The organism is Xanthomonas sp. WHRI 7945, from assembly GCF_035026585.1.
On sequence record NZ_JAYIQP010000015.1, the window covers coordinates 41437 to 57901 of the forward strand.

Sequence of the window (16465 nt, forward strand, 5' to 3'; positions counted from 1 at the left end):
ATGTTTTGGCTATACTGCCGGAAGTCTTTCTTTTGGTTTTAGATAATGGCGCAGAATTCCACAGAGGCAGTGAAATGGGCGTATCGGCTCCTGCTCGATCGTGAGCCAGAGAACGAACAGGCGATCGAAGCCAAGCTCAATCTGGCGACCATTCGCGACTTGCGCCTGACCATCCTGGGGTCGGAGGAATATACCGGCAAGCGCGAAAATCCGCAGAAGACGGCGCAAAGCCCGTTTTTTCATTACACAAGCGCGTTCGACGCAGTAGCAGTGATGCGCAGCCATGCGGCAAAGAATCCGGAGCCCAAGCCTGGTTATCTGGTTAATTTCCTTGGCGTGGCGATCGATCCGAAGTTCTTCCCGACAATCCTATCCGCGCGCGCGGGCGAAGTAGAGCCATTGCCGATTCCGGCGAACTGGCATGCAGACATCGCCGAATGGGGTGCAGCATTGCGCGCCGTCGACTTGGCGGGCGAAAGCTTCACCATGGCGGAATTGGGATGCGGCTGGGGATGCTGGATGAACAACACCGGCGTCGCTGCGCGGAAGAGCGGGCGCAAGGTCAAGGTGATCGGCATCGAAGGCGATGGTGATCATGTCCAGTTCGCGCGCGAAGCTCTGGGTACCAACGGTTTTGCGGACGACGAGATCGACCTCCGCCGTGGCGTGGCGGCAGCGACAAGCGGAATCGCATTGTTCCCACGCCAGGATGTGCCTGGTACGACATGGGGCAGCGAGCCAATCTTCGGCGCGTCCGAGGAGCAGCGCAGCCAAGCGGTAGAAGCCGGGTCGCACGATGAAATTCAGATGCTGTCGCTAGCCGAACTGCTGGAACGGTATCCACGGATCGACCTGTTGCATGTCGACATCCAAGGAGGAGAAGCAGACCTCGTGGAACAGACATTGTCCTTACTGAGCGAGAAGGTCGCCTACATCCTGATCGGCACCCACACGAAGCAGATCGAAGGCCGCTTGTTCGAAGCATTCACCGCGGCTGCATGGCAGCTGGAAATGGAGCGCGCGGCCATCTTCGACATTGCTGACGGTGCGCCACGAATTCGAGTGGATGGGGTGCAAGCCTGGCGCAACCCCAGGCTTTTCGTACAACAGCAGGAACGCAGCGCATCATGATCAAAGTTCGGCGCGCGAGCTGTTTGCTACAGCTCGCGCGCAGCACTTTTGATATAGACAGCTGACGCATCCCTCTAGCGTCACGCGGCTCGGAGCATCCAATCGAGGGTGTCACGGAGAGGCGGGCACGACCAATCTCCAATGATGCTTTTCAAGAGCCGATTGTCGCCTCTCAGCACCTTCACTTCATTCGGCCGCACGAATGCTGGATTTACCACGACCTCCAGCGAGTGGCCGGTGGATTCTTTACAAAGTGCAATGACATCTTGCAACGAATGCGTGTTGCCGGAGCAGATATTGACAGTGCGACCGATCGCGGCTGGTGCCTGCAGCAGCCGTCTATAGGAGTTCGCGACCGAGCGCACGTCTCCAAAATCGCGCTCCACATCCAGGTTGCCCAACTCGATCCTTTGATCACGCCGGACAAAGTGAGACACCACCTTTGGAATGAGGAAATTGTCGGCCTGCCCGAGTCCCGTGTAGTTGAAGGGCCTGACGGTCACAATCGGCAACCGCGGCCGCCAAAGGCGTGCTACATATTCCATCGCCAGCTTGCTTACGGCGTAATCGTTCGCCGGCGAAGCAGGCACATGCTCATCAAGCAGATGGGTTGATGAGTTGCCATAGACGTTGGCACTGCTGGCGAGCAAAACGCACTCCGGCGCGAGGCCTGAATCATCGATTGCCTGCAGCAGGTTACGGGTACCGAGAAGATTTACATTATAGAAATCTTCAACCCGACCGTGCGCAACAAATGCTAACGCCGCGAGATGGACGATCATGTCCGGCCGGCATTTCGTCAATACCTCACGCAGCGCCCCCACCTCACGGAGATCCGCTTGGTGGTACTCGTCCGCAGGAATCAGCGCGCCCGCCCAGTCGTCAACGATGTCTTTGTGAGTTCCCAGTCCAATGAGGTGACAACCCTGCGCCTTCAACTCCGACGTGACGTAACGCCCGGTGAAACCCGACGCCCCCGTCACCAGGATCCTCTTGCCAGCCAGGTCAGAAGGAGAAACCACGCTCGTTCCTCTTTAGATCAGCTTCCACCATCATCTGGCACAACTGCTCCAGCGTCGTTTTCGGCTTCCAGCCAAGCAGCTGCTCAGCCTTCGCCGGGTCGCCGATCAGGAGATCCACTTCCGCAGGACGATGGAATTTCGGGTTGATGCGAACGAGGGTTTCGCCGGTAGCGACGTCCACCGCTATTTCCTGCAGATCCTGCCCACGAAAATCAACCTCGATGCCAGCACCCTTGAACGCCATGCGTACAAAGTCGCGCACTGTCTCCGTTCGATTCGTTGCAAGGACAAAAGTATCAGCGTGGTCTGCCTGCAGCATTCGCCACATGCCTTCAACATATTCCTTGGCGAAACCCCAATCACGTTTGGCATCGAGGTTGCCCAGTTCAAGCACATCTAATTGCCCCAGCTTGATTTTGGCAACTGAATCGGTGATCTTACGGGTCACGAACTCGCGTCCGCGCAGCGGGCTCTCGTGATTAAAGAGGATGCCGCTCGAACCGAAGATGTTATAGCTCTCGCGGTAGTTCACCGTGATCCAGTGCGCATAGAGCTTCGCAACACCATAAGGGCTACGCGGGTAGAAAGGCGTACTCTCTACCTGTGGAATAGCCTGCACCTTGCCAAACATTTCAGACGTAGACGCTTGATAGAAGCGAATCCTCGGATCGATCAGACGGATCGCCTCAAGTAAATGCAGCGCGCCCACGCCAGTGATTTGCGCAGTAGTGGTCGGCTGCTCGAAACTGACGCCGACAAAGCTCTGCGCTGCCAAATTATATATCTCGTCCGGCTGGATCTTCTGCACCATTGAAATGGTTGCACCGAGGTCGGTCAGATCGTACTCGACGAGCTTCAAATTAGGATGACCTGACGCACCAACCTCATCCAACCGCCAGAAATTCACCGAACTGGTTCGGCGATAGGTCCCGAAGACCTCGTAGCCCTTCGAGAGCAAAAGCTCTGCCAGGTACGCACCGTCCTGACCTGTAACCCCGGTGATGATCGCCTTCTTATTGCTCATTGTCTCTCTCTGCTCTGCATTTGTAATCCATGACACCGCACTTGCGCCTTCCACCGCGGGACCAGCAGCCATACGTCGTGCTACGTCCCAGAAGTATAGTTCATCTCGCGTGGCCACCTTGGCTGACCCGGCGTTGCCTTGGAAGTAGTCTCCACGAGCACGGCCGCAAGGTGATCAGCGCTCTGGCTCCACGTCAGCCAAGGCATTGCGTCAGAGCGCGGATGGCTGCCCTCTCGATACATGGCCACCCAGCGCAACAGGGCATTGGCAATGTTCAAGGCGCTGCGTCCATCGAAGTAAAACGCATGCGAACCGGCGACCTCGCGAAACACCGGAATGTCGCGCGCGATCATAGGCTTTCCGCGCTGCGCCGCCTCGATCAAGGGCAGCCCGAAGCCCTCACCCTCCGATGCCGCGATGAGACAGGTGCTACTGGCGTAGATCTGATCCAGATACTCATCACTGGCGCCTTGCAACCAGAACAGATTGTGATTGGCTTGCGGGTGCTGGGAAAGGCGCTCGCTCAACTCGTCAACCAACCAGCCTTTCTTGCCGACGATCACGAGTACGTATTCGCATCCTTGCCCCCAGAGTTCTTCGAAGGCATCCAGTACCTGCGAGTGTCCCTTCCGCGGCTCGAGCGTGCCCACCATTAGGAAGCTGGTGCTGCGCTCGATACGAGCCAGCACCTGCACCGCGTTGGGCGGCAGGCCTTTGGTCGGTTGGCTTTCGTCGATGTCTGCACCCAGGTGGAACCAATCGATCCTTGCAGCGGTTTTGATCTCGGCTTCCTCTACCCAAGCGGCAACATCGTCGGCCACCGCGCGCGAGATGCAGATCAGTTGGTCCGACACTCCCAGGATGTCGCGCAGCCAACGCTCATGCATCTGTCCGCCGGGCTGTGGCCACCAATCGGGATTTCGGATAGGCAGGATGTCGTAGACGACAAAGCAGATTTTCGCGCCGCTGGCACGAAAGTAGTCGAACCACTCCGGCAACAAAGACACGCAGTCGCCCACCAGATCGAGGCCGAAATAGATATCTCCCGCATGGCAGACTAGCGGTTCATCTTCTCCCAGGTCCTCACCAAACAACGTCCTTGCGTACTGGTTTGCGCAAACGTAGCGTCCGCTTGCACGATCTACCCTCACCAGCCGCACCTGATAGCCAACCGGCGGGATCTTCGTCCACTTCGAAACGATTGCGCGCGTGACGCGCTGGATGCCCGTCCTATGGTCGTGCTCAGCCAACTCGGAGACATCGATCATGATCTTCGGGCGCGCGGGGCCGATCGAGCGGTCGATTGCATCGGCCAACGCCATCATGTCCGCGTCGTCGATTGGCCCAAGCTTGACGAGCTGTCGCGGCAGGTCCCTCAGCGCATCATCGCGGTAGGCATGTATGCTCCGCCCTTCGTGCAGTTGCTCGCATGCGGCAATGAAGCTGGCGCCCACTCGGTCCCATGAGTAATCCTGGGACCGCAGCGCCGAGTACCGGCGCAGCACAGCCATCGCTGATTCCGACCGCAAGGTGGCCGCCATGCGCTCCCGGATGGAATCCACGTCCATCGGGTCGAACAGCGCCGTCGGTTCCAGCACGATCTCCTTCACGCTCGATGCATTGGAAGCGATCACCGGGGCGCCGCACGCCATCGCTTCGACGACCGGGAGGCCGAAGCCCTCATGCCACGATGGGAACACGAACAGGCTGCACTCGTTGTAGAGACCCACAAGCTCTTCGTCCGTGACATAGCCGGTAAACTGCACGTCGCCATCGGCCAGACCCAACTGGACCATTGCCCGGCTAAGTTCGTCCACATGCGGCGCATGCATGCGTCCCGCGAGCACCAGCCGATTTTCCCTCCTCAACTCCGGCGCGAGCCCGGCGTAGGCCTGCAACAAACGCATAAGGTTCTTACGGTAGTCCGACCCGCCGGCGTACAGGATGAAGCCGCCGGTCAGTCCGAACCTACGCCGGACCTCATGCCGGATTCTGTCGTCGCACTCGAGCAGACGGAACACCGGATCGCACGCTGCCGAGATGTTGAACAACCGCTCCGGATCGCAGCCGACGACCTCGATTGCCTCCCGCGAAGAACTCTCGGAGATCGAAAACAATGCATGTGCCGTCTTGAGCTCCTTGATCTTCTGCTCGTAGAACTCGCGATAGCTCGGATCCGGATCCAGATAGACCTCCGGATTCAGGTAAGGAATGAGGTCGTAAAGAGCGACGACCGTAGGCACCCCGCTGAGGCGCCCGACGCTGACTACGGAGTTATCCAGAAATCCTTCGAACAGGCTGGAGACGAAAATTATGTCCGGCTCCAGCGCGGCGAGCGCCGCCTCGCGGATCACACATGCGCGCTCGAGTCGCGCGCGGTTCTCCGACTCCTTTGCGATGACCGGCATTGGCACATGCCAGACATGAATGTTCGCCGCGGGAAGAACGCCTGCGAACGTGCCGCGAATCTCCTTGATGGAGTCTGCGAACCCGCCATTGAGCGCCAGATGTACGTCATGGTTTGCAGCTTGCCGAGCAACCGACAGCGCCAGCGAAAGGCTGTAGCGCCCGATGCCACGGTAGCGGCTCTCCGACTGAGCCCCCTGCAGGTCGATCACAATGCGCATCAATTCATCCCCGAATGCTCAGCCTTGAGCTTCTCAAACCATTGTCTTCCATGCACTGTAAGCCTCGACAGTGCGACGTTGCGATCCGCATCGGTGAACGATCCCACCTGCCCCAACGAGGGAGGCGGCGCAGACGCGCCAGCGTCAAAGATGTGTTCCTGTACCGCGACGCGGCGCAGACGCGAGTGCAAAGCAGGCACGCGCTTGAGCACCGCGTTCATCGATCGAGCCAGCAACGGCCGCCGCATGACTCGACGGATGCCCGCGACAGCAAGACGTCGGCTAGCTGTCGCCGGTGCCCTCACCAGGCGGGTAGCGAAGCGGATTGGCTTGGTGAGCCGCCACGAACGGCTGGCAAGAACCACAGCGAGCCGCCTTTCCGCATCGACAGCGCGCAGGTACCAGTGATGCGCATTGGACAGAGACGCTTCAAGCGCAGCCTTAGCCTGGTCCGCTTCGTGCCGATAATCAGCGTTACATGCGTGCAACAACTCCATGCGACGCCGGATTGCGGAAATGCGCGCCCCTTCCGACTCGTGCTGCCAATTCCATTCCGAGACCGTCTTCTGCTTTTCTTCGAGCAATTCCGCGATCGCCGACTCGTGCTGCTGACGCAGCGCTTCCGCAGCACGTTGCCCTTGCAGAACCGCCTCTGCTACCGCTTGGTCTTTCTCCTGGACCAAGCGCGCAATCAAATGCTCTTTTTCGTCGTCCTGCAGCACGACCGCCTGTGCTCGCCCGTCACCGAACCGAGCAAGTGCTTCTTCGCGCTCGTTGGCAAGCATGAACCAACGGTGCGCATTTTCGAGTGACTCCGTCAGCTCTTGCTGCAGTCCTGCACGCTCGCGGCCAATCGTCGCGTAGGCGCGCTCGTACGTCAGCAGTCCGCGCTCATAGGCGGACACCAGCGTTGTCCATGGCGGAAGTGGTTCTTCGTCGCCAGCCTGCGAGACGAACCCCTGCAACAGCCGATAGCGCCACTGCGGGCGAGGCAACGCGAACAACTTAAGGAACGCGTTCCGGTAGCGACCGGGCAGCACCGCCAGGTCCAGCAGCGGCCGACGCAACGGATCAGGCTTCTGGACGTGGCCTTGGATCACCTCGCGAAATGTGATCAACAAGGAGAGGAACAGATCGTCTGGCCATGCGCAGTCGACTGCATCCGCAGAGATCGCACCGTAGTCGATCAGCGAAACGATGTTCTCTGGCGAAACGATGATATTCCAGCAACGCACATCGTTGTGGTACAGGCCCGCATCTTCCAGAACCACGAGTTGCGCCAGCAGCGCGTCGAGTACCTGCTCGTAAGCGTAGGGTTCATGGGCCGAGATCATCTCCGAGAGCAGCGTGCCAGAGAGCATCTCGCGGGCGATCCAGGCGGTGCGATCGTCGCGAAGGGTGCGCAACAGGCGGGGACCGTTGAAGCCGAGCGGGACATTGGACAAGAACGCCACCTCCCGCTCGTACTCGAGCAGGTTCAGCGCCCCCCGGGCCTCGTCGTCCAGCGCCAGCTGCTTGAGGATCGTGCCTTCGCCGAAGAAGTACCGACGCGTTCCGCGATGGCTGCCCATGGCGTCGGAATGAGACTCGAAGCGCATGGCGATGATTTTTGAGAGTTCATCGCCGAGATACCAGTATCGAGCGCTGGCGAAATAGATCGGTCGCTCAATTCCGGATAGATGGGTGGACTGGAAACCAAGCACCCGCCGGAATGCGTAGGGCTGCAGCAGTTCCTCGGGCCGCTCGGGCTGGGAAGGCCCCCAGTAAAGGGGCTCTTCGCGCAGCGCCAACTCGTAGATCGCGGCCGAGGTGCTGGCCGCGAGCTTCCCGAGCAATCCACGCACCTGGTCCATCCCATGCGCATGAACCAGGTGATGGAACACGCTCAGCCCGAACACTATGTCGTACAGGCCCGGCTGCAGCCTGGCCACAAAGTCCTCGATGCTCGCGCACTCGAATGCCGCGCTGGCCAATCCGCTGTCGCTCGCCAACGCCTGGCACACGGCCACGTTACGATCAAGAAAATCCACGCCATGGACACTGTGACCATCTGCGGCCATGTTCAGAGAGAAATAGCCTTGAGCACAGCCCAAATCGAGCACGCGTAGCCGCCGCCCCAGTGCCTGCTCAAGGCGTTTCGCACAATCGCGGATCAATACGAGACGATCCTCGCAACCGCGCGACACGTCGCCGGATAGCTCAGGATGACCATAGATGGGCTGGTACTTCTCCGGCAGCGCTGCCACCAGACTAGCCAGGGTGAGATTGTCGCTCATCGGCCAGACCCCAGCGAAAATGAGATGGCTGCCCGTCGATTCATGCCGACGCCTCGATGACACCGAAGCCGGCCTTCATATCGACGATCCCCCAGAACTGCATGGCGCGCCCGACATCCAGCAGCAGTGCGTCATAGCGGCGATCTAGCGGCACGAGCTCAGCCAGTGGATCGCCGCTGGAAACTCCAAGCGAAACCATATAGTGACCCTGGTTGAGATCGAGCGGCAGGGTGAACTTGCACACCACCACGTCGCCTGCCTTGGCTGTTATCCGGTCGCGACCTTCACTGGAAAGGAACGAATTGGTGCCGTAGAGAAAAAGGCCTTCGAGCGTTTTCAGCAGGAAACCCGGGACCACGCTCTCGACATTATCGTCGAAGGCGATTTTCATGTAGAACTCGGTCTTGGCACCGCTATCCAGGCGCGAAGGGAAGTGCTGCCCGCCACTGACCACCATGTAATCGACGATACGTGCTCCGCCCTGGCCCCACCGGTGTTCGCCGCGATTGTAGTAGGGGCGGGTGTGGAAGATGTCCTCGTTGCTGGCCCCCATTTCCGCTGCTGCCGCGACGGCTTCGAGCGGATGGGCGGCGACGACGGACTTCCTGCCGAACAACTCGTCCAGGTACAGGTTAGACACCTCGCGTGCAGGTCCGTCGGCGTGCACTCCACCGTCCTTGATGAAGATCACTCGGTCGCAATGTTTGACGATGTCGCCCACCGCATGACTAACCAGGATCAGGGTGGTTCCCTGCTCCTTGAATTCCTGGATTCGGCGGAAGCACTTGGCCTGGAAGTAGGCATCGCCGACAGACAGCGCCTCGTCGACGATTAGAATATCCGGGCGGAAGGCAGTCGCGACAGCGAACGCGACGCGCACCTGCATGCCGCTGGAGTAAGTCCGCACCGGCTCGTCGAAATACTCGCCGATCTCCGCGAATTCCTGAATTACCGGAATCACCTCGTCGATCTGTTGCAGGGTGTAGCCCATCAGGCCCGCCGAATGCCTGGCATTCTCGCGGCCGCTCAGATCGGGGTTGAAGCCCATGCCTAGTTCCAGGATCGCGGCAATGCGCCCGCCACGCGTGATGCGCCCCTCGGTCGGCTGAACGGTACCAGTGATCAGCTTGAGCAGTGTGCTCTTGCCCGCTCCATTGCGCCCCACCACGCCCACGGATTCCCCAGGCGTGATCGCGAACGACACATTGCGCAGTACCCAGTGCTCTTCCTTCGGATGAACGGGTAATCCAAACCAGTTCGCAGCGCGAAGCCATTCACTGCCCCACACCCGGTAGGACTTGCCCACACCCTCAACGCGCATCACGCCACTCATAGGGCATCCACCATTTCCTGACTCGCGCGACGGAACACCACCAGCGAAGCGAACGCAAGCACGACGGTACTCAGTGCCATAGGCAGCAGGTCTCGCCAGACTGGGGCCTGGTCGTACAGCAGGACACGCTGATAGCTGGTCACCAATGGATACAGTGGATTGAGTCGGAACAACTCCTGTACCGCAGCGGGGAGGATGTTGATGCTATAGACAATCGGAGTCAGCCAGAACAGGGCTTGCAGTACGACAGGAACGACCTGCCCGATGTCGCGAACGAATACATTGAACACGCCGAGCAACAAGCCGATTGCCATGGCAAACCACAATGTAAGCAGTATCAGCGGAAGCAGCCAAACTGTCTGAGCGCCAGGGAAGTGACCCAGCACCGCGAACACCACAAAGATAGCGACCAACAACAGCAGGTTGTTTACAAGCATTGCGCCGCCAGCGATGAGGGGTAGGCAGATCCGGGGGAACGCCAACTTCTTCATCAGGTTGCCATTCTCGACGAACAGCGACACACACCGACTGATGGTTTCCGTAAACATGCTCCAGCACAGGGTGCCGGACATGAGATAAAGTGCATATGCGTATTTGTTGTTAACGCCGGGCAACTTGGCGGCCAAAACCTCGGATAGGATCGTGGCGAAGATAAGAACCTGCATGAGCGGATGGATGATCATCCACAACGCACCCAACTTGCTTCTGACAAAGCGCATCCTGAGGTCGTTCCTAATCGACGACAGGATAAAGTAGCGGTAGGCCCATACGGACCGCATCATGTCCAAAATCTGTACCTCTCCAATTACTTGTTAGCGAGTCGGACGAACATCCACCCACGAAATTCCTGCTACCCCATCGACAGGGCTCGATCCTAGCGCGCCGGGACTTAGCTCGACTCCGGCACCACTTCCACGATTCTTGCCAACAAGCGCTGCGCCGCCCGCTCCGGCGAAAGATGACGGCAAACCTGGCGCTTCGCCACCTCGCCAAGCGCGCGGGCACGCACCGGGTCGTCGGCGAGCCGCCGCATTGCCTCGGCCGCGCACGCCACATCGGCCTCGGCCCAGCGCGCACCATCCGAATCCGGATAGTCTCCTTCTGCCACAGGGACCAGCTCGTAATCCACAAGGCAGGAGTTCGTCGAATCCATGAACTCCATGTTGCCCGACCAGCCGGTCGCGATTACTGGCTTGCCTAGTGCCATGCATTCCGCCAAGCCCAAGCCAAAGCCCTCGGCGCGGTGCAGAGAGACATAGGCATCGCAGCAGCGCTGAAGCGCGTGCACATGGCCTCGGTCTATGACCTCGTCACGCACCATGATACGAGGATCGCCGGCCACGACGTTGAGCAAATCGCGCATGCTGTCGGGATGCAGATGGCCGTTGCTCGACTTCACAAGAAGGCGCACGTCGTCGCGTCCGGGCGGGAATGCGGCAAGGAACGCCCGCACGACAGCATGCGGATTCTTGCGAGCAATAAAGGAGTGGAAGTCGAAGCTGCAGAGAAAAAGGAATTTATCCGAATCAAGGCCGAAGTCAGGCCGCTGAAGGCCACTGTCATGCACGGCCGACAGCGGCAGAGGCAGCCGCATGATGGGCTTCTCGGTGATGCGGCGGAACGCATCTTCGATGAACTTCGACGCGACCATGATCTCATCCACATGACGAATCGCCTCCTGCCAGGCATCCGGAATCTTCTCCAGCTCCCAGAACCAGCAGACGATCACGTATCGGTTTTCCATCCGCGTCTTTCCTACATGCTCAAGCGCCGCCTCCAGATAATCGGGATTCACGAACACGATGCTCACCGGATGCGGTAGCCTTTCGTCGATGAATCCATCCATGCTGTGGTCTCCCCACGAATGCGGCATTCCCAGGTCGATGTCGTACAACGCCACAGGCACGCCCGCGTCGATCAGCGCACGCGCATACATCCTCGCACTCTCTGCCAGACCGAATTCACCGCGGATATAGCCCAGGATATTGACTCCTGGAGACCGCAAAGAGGGGCTGTTCATCTTCGCCTGCCAAGGCCTAGCGGCACCTTGCGCAGCATCCCAGGCACTCGTCCGCTGGAAACGAGTTTGTGCGACCGATCGCGCAGAGAGAAGCGCGATAAGCTGATCACGGAACCCTCGCGGAAACAGGCGATAAATACGTTGCAGATATGGCTGGCGACGTATCCATGCCTGAAGATTCAAGCCTAGCAACCCGGTCCTCAAACTAGACAAGATGCTCGGGCGTCTCTGCTGCTGCAACATACCTACTGCTGCGCCTCCAACGCCCGCTGCAAATCCACCCGCAAATCCCCCACATCCTCGACCCCCACGCTCAACCGCACCAAGCCGTCGCTGATGCCGAGCTGTTCGCGGCGGGCGACCGGGATGGAGGCATGGGTCATGACCGCAGGATGGTTGACCAGGCTTTCCACGCCGCCCAGCGATTCGGCCAGGGTGAACAGCTCGGTCTTCTCGCAGAAGCGCTTGGCCGCGTCGAAGCCGCCCTTGAGCACGATCGAGACGATGCCGCCGAAGCCGGACATCTGCCGCTGCGCCAGGGCGTGCTGCGGATGCGAGGCCAGGCCCGGGTAGATCACCTTCTCCACGGCCGAGTGGGTATCCAGCCACTGCGCCAGCACCAGCGCGTTGTCGCAATGCGCGCGCATCCGCAGCGGCAGGGTCTTGAGTCCGCGCAGCGCCAGGAAGCTGTCGAACGGGCCCTGTACGCCGCCCACCGAGTTCTGCAGGAACGCCAGCTGCTCGGCCAGTTCGGCATTGGCGCCGACCACGGCGATGCCGCCGACCATGTCCGAGTGGCCGTTGAGGTACTTGGTCGCCGAGTGCACGACGATGTCCGCGCCCAGTTCCAGCGGGCGCTGCAGCATCGGCGAGGCGAAGGTGTTGTCCACCACCACCAGCAGGCCGTGCTGGCGCGCGATCGCGGCGATCGCGGCGATGTCGACGATCTTCAGCATCGGGTTGGTGGGGGTTTCGATCCACACCATCCGGGTCTTGGGCGTGATCGCGGCTGCGAACGCAGCCGGATCGGTCAGGTCGACGAAGCTGAAGTCCAGCGCGGCGGTGCGCCTGCGCACGCGTTCGAACAGGCGGTAGCTGCCGCCGTACAGGTCGTCCATCGCCACCACGTGGCTGCCGCTGTCCAGCAGCTCCATCACCGTGGAGGTGGCGGCCATGCCGGAGGCGAACGCGAAGCCGCGCGAGCCGCCTTCCAGCGCGGCGACGCAGCGCTCGTAGGCGAAGCGGGTCGGGTTGTGGGTACGCGAGTACTCGAAGCCCTGGTGTTCGCCGGGGCTGGACTGGGCGTAGGTGGAGGTCGCATAGATCGGCGGCATCACCGCGCCCGTGGACGGGTCCGGATGCTGGCCGCCATGGATCGCCAGGGTCGCCAGCGACAGCGCAGGGCCGTCGCCATTGGGTTTGGACGTGTGGTCCGTCATGAGGGGTTCCCGGAGAAGGGGCGTGATTCTAGCAGCGAGGTCTGAACGGCCCCCTGTACCGGGAGCCGTCCACGAGGCACCGTCACTGGACGCGGCGGCGCAGGTAGTTGAGCAGGTCGATGCGGGTGATCAGGCCGAGGAAGGCGCCGTCGTTCATCACGATGGCGACCTGGCCGCGGTCGAACACCGGCAGCAGGGCCTCGATCGGCGATTTCACGTCGAGCCGGTCGAGCTTGCTGACCATGGCCGTGGAGACCGGGTCGCGGAAGCGGGCCTCGTCGCCATAGACGTGCAACAAGACGTCGCTTTCGTCGACGATGCCCACCAGTTGGTCGCCATCCATCACCGGCAGCTGCGACACGTCGTACAGCTTCATGCGCTGGTAGGCGGTGGTCAGCAGGTCGTTGGGGCCGACCACCACGGTGTCGCGCTGGCTGTACGGGCGCAGGATCAGGTCGCGCAGGTCACCGTGCTGCGGGCGCTCCAGGAAGCCGTTGTCCAGCATCCAGTAGTCGTTGTACATCTTCGACAGGTACTTGTTGCCGGTGTCGCAGACGAACACCAGCACCCGCTTGGGTTCGGTCTGCGCGCGGCAGTACTTCAGCGCCGCGGCCAGCAGGGTGCCGGTCGAGGAGCCGCCGAGGATGCCCTCCTTGGCCAGCAGCTCGCGCGCGGTGTGGAAGCTCTCGGCGTCGCTGATCGAATAGGCCTTCTTGACCCGCGAGAAATCGGAGATGGCCGGCAGGAAGTCCTCGCCGATGCCCTCCACCAGCCAGCTGCCGGACTTCTCGCTGACCGTGCCCTGCTCGATGTACTCGGTCAGGATCGAGCCGACCGGGTCGGCCAGCACCAGTTCGGTGTGCGGCGAGGCGGCGGCGAAGGCGCGCGACAGGCCGGTCATGGTGCCGGAGCTGCCGCAGCCGAATACGATCGCGTCCAGCTTGCCGTCCATCTGCCGCAGGATCTCCGGCCCGGTGCCGAACTCGTGCGCGGCCGGGTTGTCGGGGTTGCCGAACTGGTTGACGAAGTAGGCGCCGGGGGTCTCGGCGGCGAGGCGCGCGGCTAGGTCCTGGTAGTACTCGGGATGGCCCTTGGCCACGTCCGAGCGGGTCAGTACCACTTCGGCGCCCATCGCCTTGAGGTTGAAGATCTTCTCCCGGCTCATCTTGTCCGGCACCACCAGGATCAGCTTGTAGCCTTTCTGCTGGGCGACCAGGGCCAGGCCGATGCCGGTGTTGCCGGCGGTGCCTTCGACCAGCACCGCGCCGGGCTTGAGTTCGCCGCGGCGCTCGGCCGCCTCGATCATCGACAGGCCGATGCGGTCCTTGATCGAGCCGCCGGGGTTGGCGCTTTCCAGCTTCAGGTACAGCTCGCACACGCCGGTGTCGAGCTTGCTGGCCTTGACGATGGGGGTGTCGCCGATCAGGTCGAGTACGGAAGAGTGAATGGCCATCGCGTCCGGATGCATCGCGCCGACATAGCGGCTGGACCGGTGATTATCCGCGGTATGCGCCGGAATGTCAGACCGGGACGCGGAATCGGCACGAAAAAAGCCGCGATCGCGGCTTCGGGAAGAGATGGCGCGGACGGTGGCGAGCCGACGAGGAGGCCGGCCACCGCCCGCGACAAGTGAACGCGTCGTGGGAGGGGTGGATCAGTGCGGCTTCTGCTGCTCGTCGTAGAGCCGCAGCAGCTTTTCCTTGGCCGCGAGCTTTTCCCGCTTCATCTGGGACAGGGTGAGATCGTCGATCGGCAGCACGCCGAGTTCGGCATCCATGCATTTCTTGTCCAGGGTCTTGTGACGCTGGTACAGCTGCTTGAACTCGGGATCGGATTTGATCAGCGCGTCGATTTCGGTCTGCGATTGCCCTTCGAACATAGGAATAGCCTCCTTCAGCTGGAAACAAGAACGCCCCGGCCGGAACGGCACGGGGCGTTGCCTGGGAGCGGAGTCGCGCGGGCCGCCAGCCGCTCCACCGCAACGCCCGGGCCTGCGGCCCTTGGAACGTCGTGCTGCGGTGCGTGCCACTGCTTCATCGGCCCGGTGCCTCCGTTGGGACCAGGCGACGAGATGCCGCCTGGGAGTTCGACCCTACGCCTCCCCACCGCATCCGACAAGGGACGCCAGCCCGCTTTTCCGCATTCAGTTGCTCGCCGCTCAGGCCCAGGGAAAAACCGCGTTAAAAACGGTTCCAGGGCACGGCGCGGCCACCCCGGCTCAGGGCGCGATCACCACCTCGGCGGCGCGGGCCTTGCTCGCCGGCGCCTTCTTGCCCACCGCCTGCAGCCGGCTCGCCGCCACGCCGCCGCCGACCAGCGCATCGCGCAGCGCGTCGGCGCGCTTCTGCGCCACGCTGGCGTCGGCATCGTAGGCCTCGATCCGCACCCGGCCCTTGGCGCCGATCTGCAGGTACTGCGCCAGCGCCTTGGCCTGGCCGGCGGCATCGGCGGTCAGCGCCGCCTTGCCCGCGGCGAATGCGCCGCCGGTGACGGTGAAGACCTCCCCGCGCGGCTCGAAGCGCGACGCCGGCAGCTTGGCCCCGGCGACCAGTTCGGCCTCCTCGCGGGCCAGCTTGGCCGATTTCTGCTGCGCGGCGCTGAGCTTGGCGGTCTGCTGCCCGGCCACGCTGGTCAGCGCCTGCTCGGCATCCTGCCGCGCCAGCTGTTCGGCCTCGGCCGCCTGGCGCAGGCTTTCGGCCTCCTCGGCCTGGATCTGCGCCTGCACCCGCAGCCGCTCGGCTTCCTGGCGCGCGCGCGCGGCCTCGCGGCGGCTGGCTTCGACCAGCAGCTCGCTGCGGGTCCTCTCCAGCTGGTCGACCTGGCGCCGCGCCAGCGCCGCACGCGCGGCGGTCTCGGCGATCTCGACGCGGCGCTCGGCGAGGTAGCGCGCATCGTCCTGCTCCTTGCGCTTGGCCGCGGCGAACGCGGCGACCGCCTGCTGCGCCTGCAGCCGCTCGTAGGCGGCCACGTCGGCGCTCAGCGGATCGGCCTGCAGGGCGACCAGGCGCTGGTTCAGCACCGCCAGTTCCGGATCGTCGGCCGCGAACGCGGCCAGCGGCGCGACCAGCAACAGCAGCGCGGCCAGGCGGCCGGCCATCCCCACGCGACGGCTCATGGACGGCCCTCCCCGGTGTTCAAGCTGCGCTGCAGGTCGGCCACCTCGGCCTTGCGCTGCTGCAGTTGCGCGTTCGCCACCGCCTCCTCGCTGCGTACCCGCGCCAAATCGGCATCGGCCGCCACGCGCAGCGCCAGCTGCGGCGCGGTCTTGCGTTGGCGGCGGTCCAGTGCCGCCTGCTGGGCCTGCTCCAGGCCCTGGCGGGCCGTGGCGATCAGGTCCGGCGCGTACTGGTCGGCGTCGGCCTGGATCGCGCGCTGCACCGCCTGCTGCGCGGTCTGCAGCTCCGGCGAGGCGACCTGGGCGAACGCGGCGGGCGCGGCAAACAGCGCCAATGCGCACGCCATCACGTACTGCGGGCAACGGATTTGTGCGAAGCTAGTTTTCATCAAGGGGGGCCGTAGGCGGAGACGTCGAGCGCGGCCATTGTCGGAAGCCTGTGGCGCGCTTGCAACGGGCAGCCGCGGATTGTTGGGGA

13 protein-coding genes are annotated in these 16465 nt (G+C 62.2%); 1 reads left to right on the forward strand and 12 read right to left on the reverse strand.

Features of this window, described 5'->3' with window-relative positions:
- Positions 1 to 45 precede the first annotated feature (45 nt).
- Entirely contained in the window at positions 46 to 1131 is a 1086-nt protein-coding gene (locus VDQ83_RS13480) for an FkbM family methyltransferase (protein ID WP_455435325.1), read from the forward strand.
- 80 nt (positions 1132 to 1211) lie between these two features.
- Here the strand turns inward: VDQ83_RS13480 and VDQ83_RS13485 are convergent, their stop codons facing one another.
- The 12 genes from VDQ83_RS13485 to VDQ83_RS13540 form a co-directional block, all read right to left on the reverse strand.
- Positions 1212 to 2153, reverse strand: a complete 942-nt coding sequence (locus tag VDQ83_RS13485; RefSeq protein ID WP_263397157.1) for a GDP-mannose 4,6-dehydratase — start codon at positions 2151 to 2153, stop codon at positions 1212 to 1214.
- Positions 2137 to 3177, reverse strand: coding sequence for a GDP-mannose 4,6-dehydratase (gene gmd / locus VDQ83_RS13490; protein ID WP_263397156.1), 1041 nt, complete (start codon positions 3175 to 3177; stop codon positions 2137 to 2139). The genes VDQ83_RS13485 and gmd overlap by 17 nt, the downstream gene beginning before the upstream one ends.
- Before the next feature lie 80 nt (positions 3178 to 3257).
- A complete protein-coding gene (locus tag VDQ83_RS13495; protein WP_455435326.1) occupies positions 3258 to 5804 on the reverse strand; it encodes a glycosyltransferase family 4 protein in 2547 nt (848 codons plus the stop codon).
- Complete coding sequence (locus VDQ83_RS13500; RefSeq protein ID WP_455435327.1) at positions 5804 to 8080, reverse strand: methyltransferase domain-containing protein; 2277 nt, start codon at positions 8078 to 8080, stop codon at positions 5804 to 5806. Before VDQ83_RS13500 ends, VDQ83_RS13495 begins: the two co-directional genes overlap by 1 nt.
- A gap of 40 nt (positions 8081 to 8120) precedes the next feature.
- Positions 8121 to 9413 (reverse strand): ABC transporter ATP-binding protein, encoded by a 1293-nt coding sequence (locus tag VDQ83_RS13505; RefSeq protein WP_455435328.1) that lies wholly within the window; start codon positions 9411 to 9413, stop codon positions 8121 to 8123.
- Positions 9410 to 10195, reverse strand: a complete 786-nt coding sequence (locus VDQ83_RS13510; protein WP_455435329.1) for an ABC transporter permease — start codon at positions 10193 to 10195, stop codon at positions 9410 to 9412. The genes VDQ83_RS13505 and VDQ83_RS13510 overlap by 4 nt, the downstream gene beginning before the upstream one ends.
- Positions 10196 to 10302: 107 nt before the next feature.
- Entirely contained in the window at positions 10303 to 11676 is a 1374-nt protein-coding gene (locus VDQ83_RS13515) for a glycosyltransferase family 4 protein (protein WP_455435330.1), read from the reverse strand.
- A 2-nt stretch (positions 11677 to 11678) separates the two neighbouring features.
- Positions 11679 to 12872, reverse strand: a complete 1194-nt coding sequence (locus VDQ83_RS13520; protein ID WP_455435331.1) for a cystathionine gamma-synthase — start codon at positions 12870 to 12872, stop codon at positions 11679 to 11681.
- 82 nt (positions 12873 to 12954) lie between these two features.
- Entirely contained in the window at positions 12955 to 14325 is a 1371-nt protein-coding gene (locus tag VDQ83_RS13525; RefSeq protein ID WP_455435332.1) for a pyridoxal-phosphate dependent enzyme, read from the reverse strand.
- A gap of 201 nt (positions 14326 to 14526) precedes the next feature.
- Complete coding sequence (locus tag VDQ83_RS13530) at positions 14527 to 14751, reverse strand: YdcH family protein (protein ID WP_263110973.1); 225 nt, start codon at positions 14749 to 14751, stop codon at positions 14527 to 14529.
- 339 nt (positions 14752 to 15090) lie between these two features.
- Entirely contained in the window at positions 15091 to 15987 is an 897-nt protein-coding gene (locus tag VDQ83_RS13535) for an OmpA family protein (RefSeq protein ID WP_455435333.1), read from the reverse strand.
- Positions 15984 to 16376, reverse strand: coding sequence for a DUF4398 domain-containing protein (locus VDQ83_RS13540; protein ID WP_263397147.1), 393 nt, complete (start codon positions 16374 to 16376; stop codon positions 15984 to 15986). Before VDQ83_RS13540 ends, VDQ83_RS13535 begins: the two co-directional genes overlap by 4 nt.
- Positions 16377 to 16465 lie beyond the last annotated feature (89 nt).